The organism is Ruegeria sp. SCP11, assembly GCF_040329455.1.
Taxonomy (GTDB): domain Bacteria; phylum Pseudomonadota; class Alphaproteobacteria; order Rhodobacterales; family Rhodobacteraceae; genus Ruegeria; species Ruegeria atlantica_E.
Map to the genome: position 1 here is coordinate 66,101 of NZ_JBDZYG010000005.1, position 23,837 is coordinate 89,937.

Below are 23,837 nucleotides of genomic sequence, written 5' to 3' on the forward strand. Positions count from 1 at the left end.
CTGGCGCCATCTTTGTTCGCATGACCTATTATCTGCTCAATCGGAGCACTCTCCATGTTTCGCTATTTCGAAAACCTCGTTGACCCTTTTGCTGACTATACCGAGACCGACACGCCGCCCACGCGGTTGTGGCCGTTTATGCTGGATTACTCGCGGCCGTTTATGCGGGTGTTTTTCTGGACCGCGCTGATTTCGGTCATCGTCGCGGCGGTTGAGGTCGGGCTGATCTACTATATGGGTCGGGTGGTTGATCTGTTGTCCGGCCCCCCGGCTGAGGTCTGGCAGGCGCATGGGACCGAACTGATCCTGATGGCGGTATTTGTTCTGCTGCTGCGCCCGATGCTGCATGTGGTTGATGTGCTGCTGCTGAACAATACGATCCTGCCGAACTTTGGTACCATCATCCGCTGGCGCGCGCATAAGCACGTGCTGCGCCAATCGGTGGGGTGGTTTGAGAATGATTTCGCGGGCCGTATCGCCAACCGGATCATGCAAACGCCGCCCGCTGCGGGTGAGGCTGCGTTTCAAGTGTTTGACGCCATCTCCTTTTCACTGGCCTACCTGGTCGGCGCGGCGTTCCTGCTGATGGCTGCTGATCCGCGTCTGTTGTTGCCGCTGCTCATTTGGTTTGCGCTCTATGCCCTACTGGTGCGCTGGACAGTGGCGCGGGTTGGTCCGGCGTCCAAGGCGGCGTCGGATGCGCGCTCGGCTGTTACAGGGCGGGTGGTGGATAGTTATACCAATATCCACTCGGTCAAGATGTTTGCCCATGATGAGCAAGAGCTGGACTACGCTCGCGAAGCCATCGCGGAAACCCGCCGGACCTTCCAGATCGAGATGCGCATCTTCACGGTCATGGATGCGGTTCTGGTTACGCTGAACGGTCTGTTGATCGTAGGTGTGGTCGGCTGGGCGATTGCCTTGTGGATGCAGGGCAGCGCCTCGGTCGGTGTGGTAGCAGCCGCAACCGCACTGACCCTGCGGCTGAACGCGATGACGGGATGGATTATGTGGGCCCTGACCAGCTTCTTCCGCCAGCTTGGTGTGGTGGCCGAGGGTATGGAGACGATTGCTCAGCCCATCGACTTGTTGGACACGCCGGATGCCAAGCCGTTGGAATTGAACAAAGGTCAGATTGAAATCCGCGACCTTTCGCACCACTACGGTCGAAAAACCGGCGGCTTGGACCACATCAACCTGACCATTCACCCCGGTGAAAAGATCGGTCTGATAGGGCGTTCAGGTGCCGGTAAATCGACCCTAGTAAAGCTACTTTTGCGGTTTTATGACGTCGAGCAAGGTGCAATCCTGATCGACGATCAGAATATCGCCAAGGTTACTCAGGACAGTCTGCGCAGCCTTATCGGCATGGTGCAGCAGGACAGCGCGTTGCTACATCGCTCGGTGCGCGACAACATCCTTTACGGTCGTCCGGACGCCTCTGAGGAGCAGATGATCGCTGCCGCCAAACAGGCCGAGGCGCATGAGTTCATTCTCGATCTGCAAGACCCGCAAGGACGCACCGGCTATGACGCCCACGTGGGTGAGCGGGGCGTGAAGCTGTCCGGTGGTCAGCGGCAGCGAGTGACGCTGGCGCGGGTAATTCTGAAAGACGCGCCGATCTTGCTGTTGGACGAGGCGACATCTGCCCTAGATTCCGAGGTCGAAGCGTCGATACAGGAAACCCTCTACGGCATGATGCAAGGTAAAACAGTGATCGCCATCGCTCACCGGTTGAGCACCATTGCGCAGATGGACCGCATTCTGGTCATGGATGGCGGTCGGATTGTGGAGCAGGGCGGGCATTCCGAACTGCTGGCGCAGGGCGGGCTTTACGCCCAGTTCTGGGCGCGGCAGTCTGGCGGCTTCCTGAACCCGGAGGCTGCGGAATGAAGGTTGCCGACCTTGTAAACCCGTTCAAGCACATTGAAACGCCCCCGCCTCAAACGCTGGGGGCGTTTATTCGCTGGTGCCTGTCAGGGGCTTGGCCGATGATCTTCGTCGCCGCCTTTTTCTCGGCTTCGGCAGGCGCGATGGAGGCCGGGACGGCCTGGATGCTGGGATTGGTGATCGATCTGGCAACCGAGACTGGGCCCGAAGGGTTTTTCTCGGGCGACAGCCTATGGATGCTTATTGGTGTCGTGGTTTTTTTCATGGTGTTGCGCCCGGCCTTGTTTGGCCTGTCGTCAGTGACGAACAACTACATTGTCATGCCGAATGTGCCACCGCTGGTTTTGGCGAAGCTGAATCGATGGACGCTGGGTCAGTCGGTCACATATTTCGACGATGATTTCGCCGGGCGGATTGCGCAAAAACAGATGCAGACGTCGAATGCGCTGGCCTCAGTCGTGTCGGAAACCATCAGCGCGATTGTCTTTGCATTGGCTTCGCTTGTGGGTTCTTTGCTTTTATTAGGGTCTATTCACCCGCTGGTTATGCTGCCCTTTGCTGCTTGGCTGGTGGTGTATTTCCTATTGATCCGTTGGTACCTGCCGCGCATTCGCAAACGCTCAGCGGCACGAGCCGGAGCGCGGGCGATGGTGTCGGGGCAGGTTGTCGATACAATCACCAACATCAAAACCGTCAAACTATTTGCCCATTCCGCGTTCGAGGATCAGGCGGCGCGCAATTCCATGGTGGATCTGCGGGAAAAAATGCTCGCCTTTGGAGCGCTGTCCGCCAGTTTCCGCTTTATCCTGATGGTGCTCGCCGGGGTGCTGCCAGTGTTGTTGATCGGGGCGACACTTCTGCTGTGGAGGAACGGGATCGCGACGGCGGGGGATATCGTGGCTGCAGGTGCGGTTTCAATCCGTATCGCCCAGATGACCGGCTGGGTCAGTTTTACGCTGATGGGACTGTATGCCAATGTTGGTGAGGTTGAGAACGGCATGAAGACGCTGGCCAAACGCGACCGGATTGAGGATGCGTCAGATGCCATCGCACTGTCCGTGACCGAAGGGCAGATTGACTTCGACCATGTCAGCTTTGCCTACGGCCGCGATGTGGGCGGTGTGTCTGACGTGAGCATGACCGTGCACCCGGGCGAAAAACTGGGCATCGTTGGGGCCTCAGGGGCTGGTAAGTCGACCTTAGTTTCACTGCTGCTTAGGCTCTATGACGGGGAAAAGGGCGCTATCCGCATCGACGGGCAGGATGTTGCACAGGTGACGCAGGACAGTTTGCGCGGCCAGATTGGCATGGTTACGCAGGAAACCGCGATGTTCAATCGCTCGGCCCGCGAGAACATCCTGTATGGTCGGCCTGATGCCGCCGAGGATGAGATGATCGCGGCGGCAAAGAAGGCTGAAGCGCATGAGTTTATCCTCAGCCTGCAAGATGCCCATGGTCGCAAGGGCTATGACGCGCATCTGGGTGAACGCGGCGTGAAGCTCAGCGGCGGACAGCGGCAGAGGATCGCGCTGGCCCGCGCCATTCTGAAGGACGCGCCGATTCTGGTGCTGGATGAGGCGACCTCGGCACTGGATTCCGAGGTCGAGGCTTCGATCCAAGCGGCATTGCACCGGGTCATGCAGGGCAAAACCGTACTGGCAATCGCACATCGCCTGTCCACGCTCAGCGAGATGGACCGGATCGTTGTCCTGGATCAGGGGCGGATCGTTGAAACCGGCACGCACAATGCGCTGCTGGAGCAGGGCGGGTTGTATGCCCGGTTCTGGCATCGTCAATCGGGCGGGTTCATTCAGGCCGAAGCCGCCGAATAGCGCGCAATCCGCGCAAAGGGGTTTTGTTGCGGTCAAAGCCCCGGTATCAGGCCCCCTATGACGCAGCAGTTCACCATAACCCGCCTGGGCCATCAGGGCGACGGCATCGCCGAGGGTCCCGTTTACGCCCCACGCACCCTGCCGGGTGAGGTGGTCAGCGGCACGTTGGTTGGCCAATTGCTGACCGATATCCGGGTTGAGGCGCCATCGGACCAGCGGGTCAAAGCGCCCTGCCGTCATTACAAAGCCTGCGGCGGATGCCAGTTGCAGCACGCCGCGGATGATTTTGTGGCCGACTGGAAGGTCGAGGTGGTGCGCAATGCATTGGCTGCGCAAGGGTTGAAGGCCGAGATGCGTCCAATCCACACCTCGCCAGAACGGTCGCGCCGCCGAGCGACCATTGCAGTGCGTCGGACCAAGAAAGGCACACTGGCAGGGTTTCATGGCCGTGCCTCGGACACGATCACCGAAATTTCAGATTGTCACCTGTTGGACCCTGATCTGATCGCTGCCATTCCAGTGGCCGAAGCGCTGGCTCTGCTGGGCGGAAGCCGAAAAGGTGTTTTGGCGGTGACGCTGACCCTGTCCGAAGGTGGGTTGGATGTGGCGGTCAAAGGCGGCAAACCTCTGGATGGCCCGCTTGAACTAGCCTTGGCACAGGCGACCGAAAAACACGGGCTGGCGCGGCTCAGCTGGGATGGCGAAGTGATCGCCATGCGCCAGCCTCCGGTGCAACGTTTCGGGGTGGCTGCGGTTGTGCCGCCTCCGGGAGCATTTCTGCAGGCAACGACAGACGGAGAACAGGCTCTATTACAGGCTGTTTTGCAGGCTACTCAGGGCGCGAAGCGTATCGTGGATCTGTTTGCGGGCAGCGGAACCTTTTCACTGCCCCTTGCTGAAACCGCAGAAGTTCATACGGTGGAGAGTGACGCCGCGATGACGGAGGCTCTGGATCAGGGCTGGCGTCGGGCGCAGGGGTTGAAGCGGGTCACAACTGAGGCACGCGATCTTTTCCGACGCCCTTTGATGCCGGATGAGTTGAAAACCATTGACGCCGTGGTCATCGACCCGCCCCGTGCCGGGGCCGAGGCGCAGGTGGCGGAACTGGCGCAAGCGCAGCGCCCGGTGATCGCCTATGTCTCGTGCAACCCGGTCACCTTCGCACGGGATGCAAAAACGCTAGTTAACGCGGGCTACACCCTTGAATGGGTACAGGTGGTCGACCAATTTCGATGGTCGTCACACACAGAACTTGCCGCACGGTTTGTATTGAGGTCCGCAACATGAGCAGACAGGAGAATTTTGATATGGGGTTCAATCAACGCCTTCTGGGCATCATTGAAAATCCCACTTTTGGCCGTTTCATCACCGGCGTCATTATCTTCAATGCAATTCTTTTGGGGATGGAGACCTCTCCGACCCTGATGGAGGCCGCAGGCCCCTTGATTGTAACGCTGGATAGCATCTGCCTGGCCATCTTCGTGGCTGAGATTGCCATGAAACTGGTGGCGACGGGGCGGAGGTTTTTTGTCAGCGGCTGGAACGTGTTCGACTTTATCGTCGTGGGTATAGCCCTGATCCCCAGCGCCGGGGGGCTGTCAGTGCTGCGGGCGCTACGAATCCTGCGGGTTTTGCGCGTTATCTCGGTCGCGCCGCGCCTGCGCCGAGTGGTCGAAGGCTTCATCTCGGCCCTGCCGGGCATGGCCAGCGTCTTCCTGCTGATGGCGATTCTGTTCTATATCGGCGCGGTGATCTCGACCAAGCTGTTCTCGGTCTCTTTCCCGGATTGGTTCGGTGATCTGGGCCTTTCGGCCTACACTCTGTTCCAGATTATGACGCTGGAAAGCTGGTCCATGGGTATCGTGCGCCCGGTGATGGAGGTCTATCCCTATGCTTGGCTGTTCTTCGTGCCCTTCATCATGGTCACCACCTTTGCGGTGGTAAACCTTCTGGTCGGTTTGATCGTGAACTCGATGCAGGATGCACACCACGCCGAGGATGAGGTGAAAACCGATGCTTACCGCGACGAGGTTCTGGAACGGCTTGAGAGCATCGAGCGCCGCCTGACCGAGCAGCAACACAGTAAAAAGTGATTTCAGTTTTTCAGCTTTCTGGCATAATGCTGAAAAAAAAATGAGCAGTAGCAGGCAGTGAACATGGATCGTCGAGCATTTGGATTGGGCGCTATGGCAACGCTGGGCCTTTCGGCCTGTGCCTCGGCCAGCCCGAGATTTCTGACTTACGATGGCCCCGAGGTGACTTCATTGGTCATCAACAAGGGCGCGCGGAAGATGTATCTTCTGCACAATGAAACCATTCTCAAGGAATATAAGGTTGATCTGGGTTTTGCGCCGACCGGTACCAAGACCCAACGGGGTGATGGCCGCACGCCGGAGGGCAGCTATCTGATTGACCGTCGCAACCCCAATAGCCGGTATCACCTGTCTCTGGGGATTTCCTACCCGAACTCAAATGATATCGCGCAGGCCGTGCAGGCCGGAGTGGATCCGGGTGGTGACATTTTCATCCATGGTCAGCCGAAAAAGCGCTCGGAATTGAAACGCGCCAAAAAGACACCGGATTGGACTGCAGGCTGTATCGCCGTCAAGAATGACGAGATCGAAGAGATTTATGCGATGGTGAACAAAGGCACGCTGATCACGCTGCGCCCCTAACACGGTTTCCAGTCGCTGAACCCGAACTGCATATAGTCGCGCTGGTAGACATCAGTTGCCAGTGATTCCAGCTTTGCGTCATAGATGTCTTCCAATGTGAATGGGACATCCGCCGTGCTGTGCCCAGGTGTAGGTGGTGTTGCATGCCCCATGCGTTGCGCCAGTTCGGGTAGCACCGTTGCACTTTCCTCTTCTCGCAGAAGCAGATCAGGCATGGCGAACGGGGCGATACCGTCCAATATCTGAGATTGGCTGGCCCAAACCCCATCGACCCGAACCGGGGTTTGCCCTGCAAGGTTCTGACGTAGAAAGATCAGGAAGGCAGAAAACGCCTCATAATGCTGGTCGACAGGGTAGTTGTCAGGGCGCAGTTGACCGGGGATTGGAATCTTGAGCCTGTTGCGCAGCATGTTTCGGATTTTCAAATATGCGCCGGGTTCGGTGCTCAGGATATAAGAACAGAAGGCCCAATGTGCCCGCGCCAGCGGATGCCGCAACACAGAGAACTTCCGGTGCCCCTGATGAGTCTGGAGCCAACGTCTTATCTGTTTGCGGTTCTGGTTGGTGATTAGTTGGTCAGTGCGGACCTTGTCCAAATGCGCCAGCCATTGAACGATTGACCCTTCTATCCCACTGCGTACCGGCAGATACATCAGGGATGTCTCGGGGGTGGCGACATAGTAGCCAACTGCCGGGCCGCGACGGGGTTCGAAATTTGGCGTTCGATGCAGGTTGAAACTGTCGATCCCGGCTAAAGCCCGTTCGGTTTCTTCTGGGTTTGTCACCTTGGACAAGGCGGGATCGGGGTTTTGCGGCTTGATCGTGTCGTCGATCGCTGTCAACCGCGCCTCAACACCCAACCATTTGGCCAGACCATTCAGGACGTCCAGATTGTTGAGATCGTCATAGGCGATATAAAACCCGGTCTGCCCCGTTGTCTGCAAAGTATTGAGCAACAGGAGTTGGAATTCCTGCTGTTGATCCAGGTATTTCTCGAACTCTTGTGCATCGAATTCAATCTGAGCCTCGCGGCGTCGTTTGACGTTCTTGAGCTGCCACTGCTTGGTCTCTCGGGCGATTTGCAAGGAAACATAGCTGTCCAACGGGTTCCGCGTCAGAATGATCTTGGCGCAGCGAGGATCGGTTAAAGCAGGCTCTAACACACGAGGATCATGCCCTCGAAAAAAGCGGAAACCGTTAAGTTTGCCCTCGGCCCCTTTGATTGCGTCCACCAGTTTCAGTGGGTCGCTGTCGCGTTCTTCCAACGTCACACCAAGCAGGTTTTCGGATTTGAGGCGGCCGATGAAATGCGGATTGAACGCTTCACCATGACACGCAACGCCTTCAAGCGCGTTCAGGTTGAACTCAAGCAGGTTTGACCCGGTGCGCATGGCGGCGAGAACGATGAAATAGTCAAATCTGGATGTCATGGCGGGCTATTGGACCAGATAAGGTTTCTTGAACGGTCGAACCCGCGTACCAAACACGTCATCCGTTGGGAAATCTCCCATCAGATAGGGGTGCATGCCTTGGTTCTTGAGGTTCTGCAGGAATTGCCCAAAACCTGATAGATCGACCATTACCGGGGCTTTGGTCAGGTGGCTGGCGTGTTTGGTGCCGATTTCCTCGATCACGGTCTGCAACGGTTCCATCGGGGATTCCACGAATTCTGCCAGCGACCACGTACGCACCCGTGCTTTTGTCCAGACTGAGTTCAGAACTTCAAGCTGCTTGGTTTCGATCTGTTGCAGGCGGGCAGCCTCGTTGCGGATGTCGGCGAAATTCATGTTCGACCGGAACAGCGGAATGGCCCAGGCCCCGGTAATGACCGAGATCTGAGCGTTCTTGTCGCGGGCCAGAAACCAGTTGATCTGTTGGGTGTCTGCTGGTCCGAATTGAAAGCATTGCCTTTCGCCGCGTGTGTTCCAGATCAAGTTCGAGACAAAAGCCGTCGGATTATAGTCTCGCAACACGGGGCAATCACTAAGCGCACCATTGGTTATAGTGTCACCGTCGGCAAACTTGGCGCGCTCCGGAGCAAATAGATGCCCGTGTACGCGAGTACTCGTAGCTTCACGCAGCCAGGGTTCGAAATCATCGAACAGTTCGGTAAAGCCTTGAAATACCGAATATGGGAATGAGGTCAGACCGTTTTCACTGCCGTGGCGCGGAAAGCGACTCTGCATATACAGCCCGTCACGCCCGCGAGTCCGACGCTCGACCGCTTTGGAAAACACCCGGTCGATCTTGCCCGGGTTGGGTTCGGCTGGCCTCATCGCGGTGTTCTGATCGGTCAGGAAGGCCTGGTACAGTCGATCCGCACGCGGCCAGATTTTGCGGGCCACGAAACAGTCGGACCGGCGCAGCAACTGCAAATGGTCATCATAAAAGATATGAGGCCGCCCCTGATAATCAAATTTGGACAGAGTCAAAGATCGGCTTTCGATATGAGTGGAATAGAGCCGCGCCAGGGTTTGGAAATAGCTTTCATCCGGAATCCAGACGTGGCGAAAATAGCGGTCGTAAATCTGACGCCTTGGGTCCTGCAGAATGGCTGACAGGGTCTGCCGGGTCAGGCACCACCACTGGCTGCCCATATGCGGCACCAATCCATCGGGGATCTTACGGCGCATGCCGACGGCGCGCTGGAACTTTACGTAGATGTCAAACAGTTTGCGATTCCTGCGCCACGAAAACGGAAATCGCAGTGTAAAGCGTTCCTGATCCAAACCACCGATGGTCCAGCTCACATCGGCCGTGGTCGCGCTTTCGATGAAATCGACGCGGGGCCGGTCTGCGGTATATGCGATCAACTCATCCACCGGCCGAAGTGGCAGACAAGCCCCAGAGGACAAATACACATGATGCACATCCGGAAACGCTTCGAGCATAAGTTCGGCCGCGGATTGCGATGCCGCGACAATGCCCCAGCTGCCCCACTCGCAAACATGGCGCTCTGAGAACTTGATCAGCGGATCATCTGCGCAGGCGGTGATGAATTCGGAATAGGTATGCGCGGGCACTTTGCGGTCTACATGGATCACCACCGGGCACCCCGAAGCTGTCCAGTGGCGCGCGACCTGGGCAGCCCGATGCAGCGCGGTATGGACCAGCATGATGACGCCAAGACGGTTCATGCCCAGTTTCCTTTTGACATGAGGCCCAGAATCTCAAGCTGTCGCCAGTTGATATATTCCTCGGATCGCTCGCACCAGAACACCGGCTTGTCACCCAACCCTTCGGCATAGGCACGGTATTCCCCTGAACGGCGGTAGTGCTGGCGGCGTTGCATTTCTTCCGAGGCTTTTTCGACCAACGTGCTGATCAGCTTGGCATGCAGTAGCGCGCCGCTGGTCTTTTCGCCGCCCCATTCGTCATACACCTGGTTCAACCCACGCGGTAGCAGCGAATGGGTCGAGCTGACATAGACATACCGCTTGTCCCATTTCACCAGTGGGATCTTATTTAGTGCTGGTGCCTTCGCGGGGTTGTCGCGGAAGAAAACGCGCGCGCGGGGGCCACCTTGAATCCAAAGGTTCTTATACGCGGGATTCTTGGTGATCATGTAGTTGCCGGAATCAAACCAGCGAGCGATCTCAAATGGATCCTGACCCTCGCGATAGGGTTCCGCGTCCACCGGGCCTTGCGGATACATGTCGATCAGCATTGTGCCGAAGCTGCGCACTGCGCAACCGTCCAACCAATCGGTCAGCGCGCGAACCGGGCGGGTGTCGCAGAACGGGTAAATGAAGAACTCATCCGGATCGACGGTCAGAACCCAATGGCCGTGTGCGTGTTTTCGCAGCAGGTAATTCGACCAATCCAGACCGAACGTGGCGCGTTTGTAACTGGCCCGCGCATGCCAGACCGAAGCGTCAGGTTGACTGACCAGATACTCGCGCGTGCCGTCATCGCTATCATTGTCGATAAACAGAAAATGGTCGACACCCAGCTTTCTGTAATAATCCAGAAAATAGGGCAGGCGGATCTTTTCGTTCCGAAGAACGCTCATTAACAGGATATCGTCGTGGCGGATATTGGCGGTGTTGTCCGATACCGGCTTCAGTTCCCGCCGTTTACGCAGGCAACGCGCAAGACGACGCTTGCGCCGCAATCTCATCCGATATGAATCCAACAGACTCACGCGTTCGCACTGCCCTTTTTTTGTTACGCGAGCTTGCCCGGGGGCTGGATGGTCCAGAGTGGTGCCGGGCAATTGTCGTTTTATGCCATCTTTGCATCTTTCAAGGCAACGACTTTAGATTTCGTTAGTCACATATGCTGCGTTTCAGACAAGTTTCCCCATTAGCCCCAAATTCTGCAGCTGAGCCCAGCCTTCGAACCGAATTGAATCCGGCGTCCACATATCGGGACGATTTCCAATCGCATCATAATATGTCCCAAAAACGTCCGGGTCGTGAAAATGCTGGCGCCGTGCCTTTTCGATTTTGGATTTGTGGACCACTTCGGGCAGGAATTTGGTATGCAGCAACACGCCGGACGGACTCCTGCCGCCCGGCCCGTCATACCCAGCATTCATCTGGCGGGGCAGGGCCGAATGGCACGAGTTCACAAAGGCATACCGCCGTGACCATCTCACCAGCGGAATCTTGTTCAACGTGGGTGAATGCCGTGGCCGGTCGGAGAAGAACATGCGTTCTCGCGCACCGCCCTGTACCCAAAGATTGCCCAGTGGACTTTGCCGCTGTGCCCGATAGGGACCGGGATCGAACCAGCTCAGGATTTTGGTTGGGTCGGTCTCGGGATCGTAGGGCTGTGCGCCCAGCGGGCCCTTGGGGTAAAGGTCCAGCATCAACGCACCGAAAACAGTGCGGCCCTGTCGGTCCAGTGCAGTGGTCAGATCGTGAAGGGATGTGCTGTCATAATCGGAGTAGATCAGCAACTCATCTGCATCGACCATCAGGGTCCAGTGGTCATGGCCGTAGCGCATTTGCAGCCACGTCAGCCAATCCAGCCCGTAGCGTGAGGCGCGATAGCTATCCGAGGTCTGCCACAGCGACACGTCCGGTTGCTCAAGCAAATAGTCGACCGAGCCGTCATCACTGCCGTTATCGACGATCAGGAAATGATCGACCCCGAGCGCGCGATAGTGACGAAAGAACCACGGCATCCGGGTGATTTCGTTGCGCAGGGTGGTAAAGGTCAGAATGTTTCCCGGTCTGATCCGCGCGGTTTGATCGCGGAGGCTGGAAAGTTGATGGCGGCTGCGAAAAGATTGCCACAGAAGCCGCCGCCGTTTCAGGCGCAACCGGTATCTCTGCACCCATCCGATGGGCGGAAGTTTATCGGTTGCGGTATCGGTCAACGGAGGCTCATTTCTCGTAGTAGCCGTTCTGATGCCAGCGCCAGGCATCGCCAATCATCGTCTCTAACGTTGATCTTTTTGGCGTCCATCCCAGCTCTTCCCCAGCACGGACCGAGCCCGAAACCAGCTTGGTACAATCCCCGGCGCGTCTGGGGCCAACGGAATAGGGCACTTCGCGATTGGTGACGGCTTTGGAATGGCTGATCACCTCCATCACCGAAAAGCCCGAGCCGGTGCCCAGGTTGAACACACGGCTGCCCTTGTCCTGTTCCAGCCAATTCAGCCCCAGAACATGGGCGTCGACCAGATCGCAGACGTGCACGTAGTCGCGGATGCAGGTCCCGTCGGGCGTGTCGTAATCAGTGCCGAAGACAGTGAGTCCGTCACGTTTACCGTCAATCGCGTCCAGCATCAGTGGGATTAGATGGGTTTCAGGGCGGTGGAACTCACCCACTTCCCCCTCTGGGTCGGCCCCGGCCACGTTGAAATAGCGGAAGATAACGTGATTCAGTCCATGCGCGGCCTCAAAATCCCGCAGGATATCTTCGATGGCCCGTTTCGAGGCTCCATAGGCGTTCAGCGGTTCCTGCGGCGTGTTTTCGTCCAGCACCACGTTGTCATGATCGCCATAGGTGGCGCAGGTCGACGAAAAAACAAAGTTCAGGCACCCTGCTGCAACGGCAGCTTCGATCAGGTTCAGGGAACCGGTAACGTTATTGGCCCAATATCTGCCGGGTTGGGACATCGCCTCACCCACCTGGCTGAGGGCCGCGAAATGCATGACGGCGGCGGGCTGATACTTGGTAAAGACCTCATCCAGCCGGACGCGGTCCAGCAGGTCGCCTTGCTCGAACGGGCCGAATTTCACCGCGTCCTGCCAACCGGTGATCAGGTTGTCATAGGTCACAGGTGTATAGCCAGCCTGGGCGAGCGCCTTGCAGGCATGGGATCCAATATACCCGGCGCCGCCGGTTACGAGAATGTTCGTCATCTAATCGTCCAAAGGCAAATTAAGCGGGGCTATCTGGATGGTCTTACCCAAAACATGGGATAAGGGATCAATCCAACCCCATTGCGGCCATCATTTCTTCTAGTTTGGGCACATCCTGCGGATTGTTTAGCTCCCAGAACTGACGGCCTTTGGCTTCGACCTCAACGCATAGAACCTTGCGGCCGTTTTCCATAAAGCGCAGTTGTTCCAGCCCTTCCAGTTTTTCGAGTGGGCCGACCGGCCATGAGGGGTAGGCTGCCAGCGCATCGGGGCGGTAGGCGTAGACGCCGACATGGTGGAAAACCGGCGTTGCGTCTTCACCGGCATAGGTTTCGGCGGTGTAGGGGACAACCTCTTTTGAAAAATACATCGCACTATGGTCGGCGGCGAAAACTGCAGTGGTGCCACCAACGCGCCCATGCTTGCGGTCGTTCAGCAGGCTGTTCAGCGCGTCACCATCGCAGCGCAGCACCGGTGTGGCCACTTCGGCCTCGGGTGCGGCGCGCAGACCGGTGATCAGATCTTCGACAAACCAGTGCGGGGTCAGCGGCGCGTCACCCTGCAGGTTCACAACGATCTCATACCCCGCGCCAAGGTTCGCATGGGTCTCGGCGCAGCGCTCAGTGCCATTTTGGCAGTTTTCCGAGGTCATCACCACCTCAGCCCCGAACCCCTCGGCCGCCTCGCGGATGCGATCGTCATCGGTGGCCACAACCACCTTATCAACACCCGAGACGGAACAGGCCGCGCGCCACGATCGTTCGATCAGCGTCATCGCTTTGCCGTTTGCCCCGGTCAGCGGCACAAGCGGTTTTCCAGGATAGCGGGTCGAGGCGTAACGGGCGGGAATGGCGATCAGAACGGACATCAGGCTTCCTTCAGTTCAACACCCGGAGCGTAGGCGATAAAGAATGAGTTTGCATAGCCGTCCTTGCCATAGGTCAGCGGTGAATGGTCATCAAAGCGCACCACCTCGCCACCTGCACCGGCCAGGACCGCATGGCCTGCAGCAGTGTCCCATTCCATCGTGCGACCGACACGGGGATAAAGGTCAGCCTCACCCGTGGCCACCAGGCAGAATTTCAGCGACGAGCCCGCGCTCTTGCTGTCCTTCACTTGGTATTTATTGATGTAATCCTCAGTCGCCTGATCGCGGTGGGATTTTGATGCGACGATCAAAAGCGCCGAATTATCCGGTTTAGAGACTGAAATCGGCGTCACGTCCCCTGCCTGCGCTCTGTCCAGCGCGCCGGTTTCCTCGACTGATTGACCATCTGCCTGAGTGTAGAACATCCGCCCCTTGGCCGGAGCGTAGACAACACCGCGGGTCGGAACACCGTTTTCAACCAGTGCGATATTGACGGTGAAATCACCGCGGCGGTTGATGAACTCCTTGGTACCGTCCAGCGGGTCGACGATCAGGAAGGTGTCCCCTTTCTCGGAATGCGATGCCGCCTGTTCCTCGGTCACTAGCAGGGTCCCCGGGAAAGCCTCGCGCAGACCGGCTGAGATCAGAGCATCAGCCGCCTCATCCGCTTCGGTCACCGGGCTGGAATCGGATTTGACCTTTACGTCGAAATCATCGGAATTATAGATTTCCATGATCTTGTCGCCCGCTTCCAAGGCCAGACGTCGAATAACGGGAATGAGGGCGTCATAGGTCACAAAAATGCTCCGTTCCGGTGATTTGTTGATCGAATATCCTAACGGCCTTATGATGTGCCGGTTACGGAACGGCAAGAAATTCGTGGCAGATTGCAGGCGAAATCACGGGAAAGACGCTTCGGGTGTATTATTTCAAGCGAAACCGGACATTGCTGGGCGGCGCATTTACGACGGTCGAGTTGGTATTCCATGCCGTGGTGCGCAGCGTGCGGTCACAGCATCACAACGCGGTTCTGGCGATTATCGTCAATATTATCCAAGTCCTGGCCCTGGTGGCGGTGTTTTACATAATCATGTCGTTCCTGGGTCCGCGTGTCGCTAAGATCCGGGGGGAATTTATTCTCTTCCTCTTGTCGGGCGTGTTTCTGTTCATCACGCATATCAAATCTGTCGGCGCGATTGCAGGTGTCAGTACCGGTAACAACCCGATGATGCTGCATTCACCTATGAATATGATGGTGGTGTTGTTGGCGACGGCATTCGGGATGCTTTACACGCAGACGATGTCGATCATCATCATCCTGTTTCTCTACAGTGTCACAGTCTCACCGATTGAGATCCAGGATCCTGGTGGAGCCTTTGCGATGTTCGTGTTGGCCTGGTTTACGGGTTGTGCAATCGGGGTGGTGTTTATGGCGCTGAGTCCTTGGTTTCCCGGCACGGTTACAATTCTGAAAAACGTGTTTAGGCGTGTGAATATGTTCTTTTCGGGGAAGATGTTCGTTGCAAATGCTCTGGGGGGCGCCATGCTGGCCATGTTTGCATGGAACCCGTTGTTTCATATCATCGACCAGTGCCGTGGCTTTATTTTTCGTAACTATTTTCCGCGCAATACAAGCTGGGAATATGCGGTTTGGGTGGGTCTGGCTTTGTTGATGATTGGGTTGCTGGGGATTTTCTTTTCCCGACAGCATGTTTCCCAAAGCTGGAATGCGCGTCGCTAGCTGGCTACACGCAGGGTCAGGTTGATCCGGCCGCCTTTGGGCAGCAGTTTCGAGGAGCCGAACCTTATGCGGTCGACGCCGTGATAGGTCAATCGGGCGGGTCCGCCCATGATCACTATGTCGCCGGAGTTCAGCCAGATGGATTCAGTCTTGCCTCCGCGGGTCTGGTTGCCAATGCGGAACAAAGCGTCATCACCCAATGAGATTGACAGCACAGGCCAGGAAAAATCGGCCTCGTCCTTGTCCTGATGCAGCCCCATCCGGGCGCCTTCACCATAGTAATTGATCAGACAGCAATCGGGGTCGCGATCGGGGCTGCCCAGTTCTCGCCAGATATCCAGGATAGGGGCCGGGATGGCTGGCCACCCTGCTCCTTTTGGGTGCTGCGGCTGATACCTGTACCCTGCCTTGTCGGTGACCCAGCCGAGCGATCCGGCCGAGGTCATACGCACCGACATTTCCTTGCCCGATGGCGTCACTGGTCGAAACAACGGGGCCGTTTTCAGAATCGGGCGCAAAGCCTCGATCAGCTGCGCCTGCGCTGGCCCGTCCAGCCAGGATTTCCTGATATCAAATCCGCGCAATAGCAGTCGCGCCATCCGAGATTCCCCGATCGTTGCCAAAACCTTGCTAAAAAGGCCACAGATTCCCGAAAACCTGCGTTTTACAACGCTTGCAGGCCCCTGATCCCGCCCTTATATACGCCGGGACGCGCGATGGTGTAGGGCTGTTGCGCATATCAGATCGGGGCCGGGTGCCATAACGGGTCCGGACCTCGGGACATCGCCTTGAAGAGAAAGGGATTGAACATATGGGAAAAGTAATCGGGATTGACCTCGGAACCACCAACTCGTGCGTGGCCATCATGGACGGCTCGCAGCCGAAGGTCATCGAGAACGCCGAAGGGGCGCGGACCACGCCCTCGATCGTCGCCTTCACCGAAGATGAGCGACTGGTCGGTCAGCCTGCGAAACGTCAGGCGGTCACCAACCCCGACAACACGATCTTTGGCGTCAAGCGTCTGATCGGTCGTCGTGTGGATGATGCCGAAGTCGAAAAAGACAAGAAAATGGTGCCCTACGCTATCGTTGATGGCGGCAATGGCGATGCGTGGGTTGAAGCGCGTGGCGACAAGTACTCCCCAAGCCAGATCTCGGCCTTCACTCTGGGCAAGATGAAGGAAACCGCGGAAAGCTATCTGGGTGAGGAAGTCACGCAGGCGGTCATCACCGTTCCGGCGTACTTCAACGACGCCCAGCGTCAGGCCACCAAAGATGCCGGTAAAATCGCCGGTCTGGAAGTGCTGCGGATCATCAACGAACCGACCGCCGCCGCTCTGGCCTATGGTCTGGACAAGGAAGAAACCCAAACCATCGCGGTTTATGACCTTGGTGGCGGTACCTTCGACGTGACCATTCTGGAAATCGACGACGGCCTGTTCGAGGTGAAGTCGACCAACGGTGACACCTTCCTGGGTGGTGAAGACTTTGACATGCGCATCGTCAACTATCTGGCGGATGAGTTCAAAAAGGAACACGGTGTCGATCTGTCCGCCGACAAGATGGCCCTGCAGCGTCTGAAAGAAGCCGCTGAAAAAGCCAAGATCGAGCTGTCCTCGACCTCGCAGACCGAAATCAACCAGCCGTTCATCTCGATGGGCTCGAACGGTCAGCCGCTGCACATGGTCATGAAACTGACCCGTGCCAAGCTGGAATCGCTGGTTGGCGACCTGATCAAAAAGTCGATGAAGCCCTGTCAGGCTGCTCTGAAAGACGCGGGCCTGTCGGCTGGCGACGTGGATGAGGTTGTTCTGGTCGGTGGTATGACCCGGATGCCGAAAGTGATCGAAGAGGTCACCAAATTCTTCGGTAAAGAGCCGCACAAAGGTGTGAACCCGGACGAAGTTGTTGCCATGGGCGCCGCCATTCAGGCCGGTGTTCTGCAGGGCGACGTCAAAGATGTGGTTCTGTTGGACGTGACCCCGCTGTCGCTGGGCATCGAAACGCTGGGTGGCGTGTTCACCCGCCTGATCGACCGCAACACGACCATTCCGACCAAGAAGTCTCAGGTCTTCTCGACCGCCGAGGACAACCAGAACGCCGTGACCATCCGCGTGTTCCAGGGTGAGCGTGAAATGGCTGCGGACAACAAGATCCTGGGTCAGTTCAACCTCGAAGAAATCCCGCCCGCACCGCGCGGCATGCCTCAGATCGAGGTGACCTTCGACATCGATGCCAACGGCATTGTCTCGGTTTCGGCCAAGGACAAAGGCACCGGCAAAGAGCAGAAGATCACTATCCAGGCCTCGGGCGGTCTGTCTGACGAGGACATCGAAAAGATGGTCAAGGACGCCGAAGAGAACGCGGAAGCCGACAAGGAACGCCGCGAGCTGGTCGACGCCAAGAACCAGGCGGAAAGCCTTATCCACTCGACCGAGAAGTCGATGGAAGAGCATGCCGACAAGGTCGACCCGACCACCATCGAAGCCATTGAGCTGGCGATTGCCGCGCTGAAAGACGAACTGGAAACTGAGAATGCCGACAAGATCAAGTCCGGCATCCAGAACGTCACCGAAGCGGCCATGAAGCTGGGTGAGGCCATCTACAAGGCGCAAGCCGAAGAAGGTGAAGATGAGCCTGCCGCAGCAGACGAAGCGCCTGCCGGTGATGATGACATCGTCGACGCCGAGTTCGAAGATCTGGACGACGACAAACGTAACTAACGGGTAACCGGGCCAATTCGGGCCGGTCCGGTTGCCGGGCCGGCCCGATTACGTTGAGGCAGAAGGAAACACTGATGTCAAAACGCGACTATTACGATGTGCTCGGCGTGTCCAAGGGCGCATCGGCGGACGAGATCAAGAAGGGCTTTCGCAGGAAAGCCAAAGAGTTGCATCCCGACCGCAACAAGGACAACCCGGACGCCGAGGCGCAGTTCAAGGAAGCGAACGAAGCCTATGACGTTTTGAAGGACGCCGATCGCAAGGCCGCCTATGACCGCTTTGGTCACGCTGCCTTTGAAAACGGCATGGGTGGCGGCGGTGGCCGTCCCGGTGGCGGCTTTGGTCAGGGCGATTTCTCCAGCGCGTTCTCGGATGTGTTCGATGATCTGTTTGGCGATTTCATGGGTGGCCAGCGCGGTGGTGCCGGTGGCGGCCGTCGTGCTGCGCGCGGCTCCGACCTGCGCTACAACCTGCGCGTGACGCTGGAAGAGGCTTTCTCGGGCCTTCAGAAAACAATCAACGTGCCCGCTGCCGTGGCCTGTTCGGCCTGTGATGGTTCGGGTGCCGAAGGCGGCGTAGAACCAACAACTTGCCCGACCTGTTCCGGCATGGGCAAGGTCCGCGCTCAACAGGGTTTCTTTACCGTGGAGCGTACCTGCCCGACCTGTTCGGGTCTGGGTCAGATCATCAAAAACCCCTGTAAGGTCTGTGGTGGTGCTGGCCGCGTAGAAAAAGAACGCGCCCTGTCCGTCAATATCCCGGCTGGTGTTGAAACCGGCACCCGCATCCGTCTGGCGGGTGAGGGCGAGGCCGGGATGCGTGGTGGCCCTCCGGGTGACCTCTATATTTTTGTAGAAGTATCGGACCATAAGCTGTTCGAGCGCGACAGCGTGAACCTCTATTGCCGTGTGCCGGTCAGCATGGCCAAAGCCGCGCTGGGCGGCTCGATCGAAGTGCCCACTATCGACGGTGGTCGCGGTCGTGTACAGATTCCCGCTGGCAGTCAATCGGGCCGCCAGATGCGCCTGCGCGGTAAGGGTATGCCTGCCCTGCGCGGCGGTGGTGTCGGCGACATGTTCATCGAACTGGCTGTGGAAACCCCTGTCAACCTGACCAGCCGCCAGAAAGAACTGCTGCGGGAATTCGATGATCTGGGAGAAGATAACCACCCGGAATCCAATAGCTTTTTCTCGTCCGTCAAGTCTTTCTGGGACGGTATGAAGGGCTAAATTAGTTCCTTGGAACTACTAAGACAGAGCCGGTCCAATTGGATCGGCTTTTTCATTTCATAAGTCCAGTTTGCCCGTCACCTGCGCGAAAATTGGCCCTTGAATCCCACGCCAACCCCTGAGATTGTCCGCGCAACCGTTGGGGTGCCCCGAACAAAGGGCTGAGAGGCGTGAACGCGCTAACCCATCGAACCTGATCCGGGCAATACCGGCGTAGGGAACGGTCTAACACAAACAGACGTTTTCCATGCTGCGTTGCCCCTTGAAGATGGAGCAACGATATGGCGCATATTGCCCTGACAATTGCCGGCTCGGACAGTGGTGGCGGGGCCGGGATTCAGGCGGATCTCAAGGCGATGTCTGCTTTGGGCGTGTATGGTGCCAGCGTTGTTACTGCGGTGACGGCGCAGAATACCCGAGCGGTCACGGCGGTGCATGGAATACCGCTGGACGTGGTTTCGGCCCAGATTGAGGCGGTCCTGACCGATCTCGACGTAGGCGCGATCAAGATCGGTATGCTGGCGACCCCGGACATCATTCAGACCGTTGCAGACAGCATCTCTGGGTTTGAAGGCCCCGTCGTGTTGGACCCGGTGATGATTGCCAAATCCGGAGATTCTTTGCTGGCGCAGGATGCGGTGCAGACCTTGCGCGACGCCCTGGTGCCCCGTGCAACCGTTCTGACGCCCAATCTGCCAGAGGCAGCGTGTTTGCTCGGCTGTTCCGAAGCCAACACCCCGGATCAAATGACTGAGCAGGGGCTAGCCCTCTGCGGGTTCGGTGCGCAGGCTGTGCTGATGAAAGGGGGACATGGGCGCGGTGACATCTGCCACGACTTGTTGGTCGATGGATCGGAGCAAATCGCTGAGTACACGGCTCCACGACGCGACACGCGCAATACGCATGGCACCGGCTGTACCCTGTCGTCCTCAATTGCGGCTGGGCTGGCTCAGGGGTTGGCGCTGACCGATGCGGTTGCGCAGGCACATGATTACCTGCAAGGGGCCATTGCTTTGGCGGATGGTCTCGGGATCGGGCAGGGACATGGGCCAGTGCACCATTTCCACCGGGTTTGGCCCGCGTGACGGTCTGGTCGGTCATAGGATCTGGCGTCGCCGGTTTGGCCGTGGCCAGCGAGCTTGTTTCGCGTGGCGCTGAGGTTCAGATCTTCGATCCCGCCGGTCCGCCGGGGCCGCACGGGTGTTCTTGGTGGGCAGGCGGTATGTTGGCCCCGTGGTGCGAATTCGAAAATGCTGAAGAACCGGTCTTGCGGTTGGGGCAGTACGCATTGGACTGGTGGGCGGCGCGAACCAAAATTGAGCGATGTGGCACTCTGGTCGTGGCCAACTCGCGCGATCTGCCCGACCTGCGCCGGTTTAGCCGACGCACTGAGAGGTTTGTTGAAGTCGACCAGGCCAAAATCGCTGAATTAGAGACGGATTTGCAAGGATTTACCAAGGGCCTGTATTTTGAGGATGAAGCGCATTTGGACCCACGTCAGGCGCTGCGCGACCTGCACCGTCAGCTAAAGGATCAAGGGGTCATATTCCATCGCAAACTCGCCCCTGCCCGGTTGGAGAACGCGATTGACTGCCGGGGTCTGCATGCCCGCGAAACGCTACACGATCTGCGTGGCGTCAAAGGTGAGATGCTGGTGATCCGTTGCCCGGACTTGACCCTGACACGCCCCGTGCGACTGCTGCACCCTCGGATGCCGCTCTATATCGTGCCGCGTGGTGATGGCGTCTATATGCTGGGCGCGACAATGATCGAAAGCGAGGACAGCAGTCGCATAACCGCACGGTCTATTTTGGAACTGCTTAGCGCCGCCTACGCGCTGAACCCCGCTTTCGGGGAGGCCGAAGTCTTGGAAATCGGCGTCGATCTCCGCCCAGCCTTTCCTGACAATCTGCCGCGTATCCGCCGTCTGGGGCACACGATTTACGCCAACGGGCTGTATCGCCACGGCTACCTGCTGGCGCCTGCCCTGGCGCAAGGCGTCGCGGATTTGGCTTTGGAAAACAAACATTCGGAGATGGTCGATGAAGATCGTGCTTAATGGTAAGCCGCGCGAAGTGCGGGCCGAAAACCTATCGGACCTGTTGATGGAACTCGGGTTCTCTGGGCGGGTTGCTACGGCTGTGAACGAGGATTTCATACCCTCAAGCCTGCGCATTTCCCACAAACTGGTTGATGGCGACCGGATCGAGGTCGTCGCGCCGATGCAGGGGGGCTAAAGATGAAGCCTTTTTATGGCACCCAACTGCCAAATCCTCTGATGCTTGGCACCGCGCAATATCCCAGCCCCGCCATACTGGAGCAGGCATTCCGCGACAGTGGCGCGGGCGTGGCTACCGTCTCCCTGCGGCGTGAATCCGGGGCGGGTCAGACCTTTTGGCAGATGATCCGGGACCTGGGTGTGCTGGTACTACCCAACACTGCGGGGTGTCATACGGTGAAAGAGGCCGTGACGACCGCTCACATGGCGCGCGAGGTTTTTGACACCAAATGGATCAAGCTGGAGCTGATTGGCCACACGGACAGTTTGCAACCGGACGTATTCCAGCTGGTCGAGGCTGCCCGTATTCTGACCGAAGACGGATTTCAGGTGTTTCCCTACACCACCGACGATCTGATCGTGGGGGAACGGCTGCTTACGGCCGGGTGCGAGGTGTTGATGCCTTGGGGGGCTCCAATCGGGTCGGGGCGCGGACTGAACAATGAATATGCCCTGCGCGCAATGCGCGCTGCATTTCCGGATGTGCCTTTGGTGATTGACGCCGGGATAGGCCTGCCGAGCCATGCCGCGCGGGCAATGGAACTGGGCTATGACGCCGTCCTGCTGAACACAGCTGTGGCCCGTGCCGGAGATCCCGCCGCCATGGCCCGCGCAATGATGTCGGCGATCGAAGCTGGGCAACTGGCCCATCAAGCCGACCCGATCGAAGCGCGCGATATGGCCGAACCTTCAACTCCGGTGATCGGAAAGGCGTTTTTATCATGAGCCTCGACAAGTTTTACCCGATCTTTGACCACTCGGATTGGTTGCGCCGCATGCTGCCCTTGGGTGTGAAGCTTGCGCAGCTGCGGATAAAAGACCAACCCGTTGAAATGGTGCGAGAACAGATATTCCTATCGCGGGATCTCTGTCGTGCCCATGATGCTGTTCTAGTGGTGAACGACCACTGGCAGGCAGCTATAGACGCGGGTTGTGACTGGGTGCACTTGGGGCAAGAGGATTTGGACGTTGCCGACCTGAATGCCATTCGCAAGGCGGGGCTGAAACTGGGCGTTTCCACCCATGACGACAATGAGCTGGAGCGGGTTCTGGCAATTAGTCCGGACTATATAGCGCTGGGGCCGGTTTATCCGACAATCCTGAAAAAGATGAAATGGGAACAGCAAGGCCTGCCCCGCGTCACCGAATGGAAAGCGCGGGTAGGGGATATCCCTCTGGTCGGCATTGGCGGGATGAGTGTTGAACGCGCGCCGGGCGTGTTGCAGGCGGGGGCCGATATCGTCTCGGTCGTCACCGACATCACGCTGAACACCGATCCAGAGGCCCGCGTACGCGAATGGATCGAGGTCACGCGATGAACCGCTATACCCGCCAGATGATCCTGCCCGAGGTGGGTGCAGAGGGGCAGGCCCGCTTGTCCGCCGCGAAGGTTCTGGTCGTGGGCGCGGGCGGGCTGGCCGCTCCGGCGCTGCCGCTGTTGGCCGGAGCCGGGGTGGGGCAGTTGACGATCATGGACCGCGATCATGTTGCCCTGTCGAACCTGCATCGACAGACGTCTTTTACTGAGGCAGATTGTGGGCGCCCAAAGGCGGAGGTCGCGGCGGATCGTTGCCGGGGCTTAAATAGAGATGTCAAGGTTTTCGCAAAAAAACAGGCTCTAACAAACGAAGATGCGGCAGAGTTTGTCGAACAGGCAGACTTGGTCTTAGATTGCGCCGACAGCTACGCGGCCAGCTATACCCTGTCGGACACCTGTTTCGAATTGGGTAAGCCGCTGATTTCAGCATCTGTGTTGGGGTTGTCGGGCTACGTCGGCGGCTTTTGCGTCAGCGCGCCCTCCCTGCGGGCGGTGTTCCCGGACGCACCTGACAGCGGCGCTAGCTGTGCCACCGCAGGGGTGCTTGGTCCCGTCGTTGGGATGATCGGAGCGATGCAGGCGCAGATGGCGCTGAACCTGATCCTCGGCCTTCAGCCCTCACCGCTGGGACAGATTGTACAGGTCGATGCACGCACCTTCCGCAGCACCACCTTCCGCTTTGACGGTGCTCAGGAACCTGAACGGTACTTCCCCTTCGTGTCGGTAAATCAACTGACCGAGGACGATCTGATCATCGAGCTGCGCAGCGCGGATGAAGCACCCGGTTCCATTCATCCCAATGCCCGGCGCGTATCAACGGACACGCTCAGAATAGAGCCTAACAAGGGAAAAAGGCTGGCGCTTTGCTGCGCCACCGGCCTGCGCGCTTGGCGGGCCGCGGAAGAACTGCAACCGGATTGGCCAGGCGAGATCGTCCTTGTCGCGGCCTCAACCTCGTGAGTGAAAA

At 58.0% G+C, this 23,837-nt stretch carries 22 protein-coding genes and 1 riboswitch; of the genes, 14 read left to right on the forward strand and 8 right to left on the reverse strand.

What is annotated here, in order from left to right; genetic code table 11:
• Positions 1–54: 54 nt before the first annotated feature.
• The 5 genes from ABLN94_RS09205 (at position 55) to ABLN94_RS09225 (ending at position 6,397) form a co-directional block, all read left to right on the forward strand.
• The gene (locus ABLN94_RS09205) at positions 55–1,893 is read left to right on the forward strand and encodes an ABC transporter ATP-binding protein (RefSeq protein ID WP_352991789.1); all 1,839 of its coding nucleotides are present in this window, start codon (positions 55–57) and stop codon (positions 1,891–1,893) included.
• Positions 1,890–3,722, forward strand: coding sequence for an ABC transporter ATP-binding protein (locus ABLN94_RS09210; RefSeq protein WP_352991791.1), 1,833 nt, complete (start codon positions 1,890–1,892; stop codon positions 3,720–3,722). The genes ABLN94_RS09205 and ABLN94_RS09210 overlap by 4 nt, the downstream gene beginning before the upstream one ends.
• A gap of 57 nt (positions 3,723–3,779) precedes the next feature.
• Positions 3,780–5,009 carry a class I SAM-dependent RNA methyltransferase gene (locus ABLN94_RS09215; protein WP_352991793.1) on the forward strand — a complete coding sequence of 410 codons (1,230 nt, stop codon included), beginning with the start codon at positions 3,780–3,782 and terminating at the stop codon, positions 5,007–5,009.
• Positions 5,010–5,029: 20 nt separating this feature from the next.
• Positions 5,030–5,815 carry an ion transporter gene (locus ABLN94_RS09220; protein WP_352991795.1) on the forward strand — a complete coding sequence of 262 codons (786 nt, stop codon included), beginning with the start codon at positions 5,030–5,032 and terminating at the stop codon, positions 5,813–5,815.
• Between the two features lie 63 nt (positions 5,816–5,878).
• The gene (locus ABLN94_RS09225) at positions 5,879–6,397 is read left to right on the forward strand and encodes a L,D-transpeptidase family protein (RefSeq protein ID WP_352991797.1); all 519 of its coding nucleotides are present in this window, start codon (positions 5,879–5,881) and stop codon (positions 6,395–6,397) included.
• Here ABLN94_RS09225 and ABLN94_RS09230 read toward each other — a convergent pair.
• The 7 genes from ABLN94_RS09230 to cysQ all read right to left on the reverse strand — a co-directional run bounded on the left by ABLN94_RS09230 (position 6,394) and on the right by cysQ (position 14,379).
• Positions 6,394–7,827: a nodulation protein NodH gene (locus tag ABLN94_RS09230; RefSeq protein ID WP_352991798.1), complete on the reverse strand. Its 1,434-nt coding sequence runs from the start codon at positions 7,825–7,827 to the stop codon at positions 6,394–6,396. The genes ABLN94_RS09225 and ABLN94_RS09230 overlap by 4 nt on opposite strands.
• Before the next feature lie 6 nt (positions 7,828–7,833).
• Positions 7,834–9,534 carry a beta-1,6-N-acetylglucosaminyltransferase gene (locus ABLN94_RS09235; protein WP_352991799.1) on the reverse strand — a complete coding sequence of 567 codons (1,701 nt, stop codon included), beginning with the start codon at positions 9,532–9,534 and terminating at the stop codon, positions 7,834–7,836.
• Entirely contained in the window at positions 9,531–10,517 is a 987-nt protein-coding gene (locus ABLN94_RS09240) for a glycosyltransferase family 2 protein (RefSeq protein ID WP_352991801.1), read from the reverse strand. The genes ABLN94_RS09235 and ABLN94_RS09240 overlap by 4 nt, the downstream gene beginning before the upstream one ends.
• Before the next feature lie 168 nt (positions 10,518–10,685).
• Positions 10,686–11,723 (reverse strand): glycosyltransferase family 2 protein, encoded by a 1,038-nt coding sequence (locus ABLN94_RS09245; RefSeq protein ID WP_352991803.1) that lies wholly within the window; start codon positions 11,721–11,723, stop codon positions 10,686–10,688.
• A 7-nt stretch (positions 11,724–11,730) separates the two neighbouring features.
• On the reverse strand, positions 11,731–12,714 hold the full coding sequence (gene galE, locus ABLN94_RS09250) for a UDP-glucose 4-epimerase GalE (RefSeq protein WP_352991805.1): 984 nt from the start codon (positions 12,712–12,714) through the stop codon (positions 11,731–11,733).
• A 67-nt stretch (positions 12,715–12,781) separates the two neighbouring features.
• Complete coding sequence (locus tag ABLN94_RS09255; protein WP_352991807.1) at positions 12,782–13,582, reverse strand: 3-deoxy-manno-octulosonate cytidylyltransferase; 801 nt, start codon at positions 13,580–13,582, stop codon at positions 12,782–12,784.
• Complete coding sequence (gene cysQ / locus ABLN94_RS09260) at positions 13,582–14,379, reverse strand: 3'(2'),5'-bisphosphate nucleotidase CysQ (protein WP_352991809.1); 798 nt, start codon at positions 14,377–14,379, stop codon at positions 13,582–13,584. Before cysQ ends, ABLN94_RS09255 begins: the two co-directional genes overlap by 1 nt.
• Before the next feature lie 122 nt (positions 14,380–14,501).
• Between cysQ and ABLN94_RS09265 the strand changes: the two genes are divergently transcribed.
• Complete coding sequence (locus ABLN94_RS09265; protein WP_352991810.1) at positions 14,502–15,323, forward strand: ABC transporter permease; 822 nt, start codon at positions 14,502–14,504, stop codon at positions 15,321–15,323.
• Here ABLN94_RS09265 and ABLN94_RS09270 read toward each other — a convergent pair.
• Positions 15,320–15,922: an alpha-ketoglutarate-dependent dioxygenase AlkB family protein gene (locus ABLN94_RS09270; protein ID WP_352991811.1), complete on the reverse strand. Its 603-nt coding sequence runs from the start codon at positions 15,920–15,922 to the stop codon at positions 15,320–15,322. The two genes, ABLN94_RS09265 and ABLN94_RS09270, sit on opposite strands and share 4 nt — an antisense overlap.
• A 212-nt stretch (positions 15,923–16,134) precedes the next feature.
• Between ABLN94_RS09270 and dnaK the strand changes: the two genes are divergently transcribed.
• The 8 genes from dnaK to ABLN94_RS09310 all read left to right on the forward strand — a co-directional run bounded on the left by dnaK (position 16,135) and on the right by ABLN94_RS09310 (position 23,830).
• Positions 16,135–18,045 carry a molecular chaperone DnaK gene (dnaK, locus tag ABLN94_RS09275; RefSeq protein ID WP_352991812.1) on the forward strand — a complete coding sequence of 637 codons (1,911 nt, stop codon included), beginning with the start codon at positions 16,135–16,137 and terminating at the stop codon, positions 18,043–18,045.
• Between the two features lie 74 nt (positions 18,046–18,119).
• Positions 18,120–19,274 carry a molecular chaperone DnaJ gene (gene dnaJ / locus ABLN94_RS09280; RefSeq protein ID WP_170487974.1) on the forward strand — a complete coding sequence of 385 codons (1,155 nt, stop codon included), beginning with the start codon at positions 18,120–18,122 and terminating at the stop codon, positions 19,272–19,274.
• 130 nt (positions 19,275–19,404) lie between these two features.
• Positions 19,405–19,511: riboswitch (TPP riboswitch) on the forward strand.
• A 44-nt stretch (positions 19,512–19,555) separates the two neighbouring features.
• On the forward strand, positions 19,556–20,359 hold the full coding sequence (gene thiD, locus ABLN94_RS09285) for a bifunctional hydroxymethylpyrimidine kinase/phosphomethylpyrimidine kinase (protein WP_352991813.1): 804 nt from the start codon (positions 19,556–19,558) through the stop codon (positions 20,357–20,359).
• Positions 20,356–21,333: an FAD-dependent oxidoreductase gene (locus ABLN94_RS09290; RefSeq protein WP_352991815.1), complete on the forward strand. Its 978-nt coding sequence runs from the start codon at positions 20,356–20,358 to the stop codon at positions 21,331–21,333. Before thiD ends, ABLN94_RS09290 begins: the two co-directional genes overlap by 4 nt.
• Positions 21,317–21,511 (forward strand): sulfur carrier protein ThiS, encoded by a 195-nt coding sequence (gene thiS, locus ABLN94_RS09295; protein WP_352991817.1) that lies wholly within the window; start codon positions 21,317–21,319, stop codon positions 21,509–21,511. Before ABLN94_RS09290 ends, thiS begins: the two co-directional genes overlap by 17 nt.
• Before the next feature lie 2 nt (positions 21,512–21,513).
• On the forward strand, positions 21,514–22,278 hold the full coding sequence (locus ABLN94_RS09300; protein WP_352991819.1) for a thiazole synthase: 765 nt from the start codon (positions 21,514–21,516) through the stop codon (positions 22,276–22,278).
• On the forward strand, positions 22,275–22,871 hold the full coding sequence (locus ABLN94_RS09305) for a thiamine phosphate synthase (protein ID WP_352991821.1): 597 nt from the start codon (positions 22,275–22,277) through the stop codon (positions 22,869–22,871). The genes ABLN94_RS09300 and ABLN94_RS09305 overlap by 4 nt, the downstream gene beginning before the upstream one ends.
• Complete coding sequence (locus ABLN94_RS09310) at positions 22,868–23,830, forward strand: ThiF family adenylyltransferase (protein WP_352991822.1); 963 nt, start codon at positions 22,868–22,870, stop codon at positions 23,828–23,830. The genes ABLN94_RS09305 and ABLN94_RS09310 overlap by 4 nt, the downstream gene beginning before the upstream one ends.
• Positions 23,831–23,837: the final 7 nt, after the last annotated feature.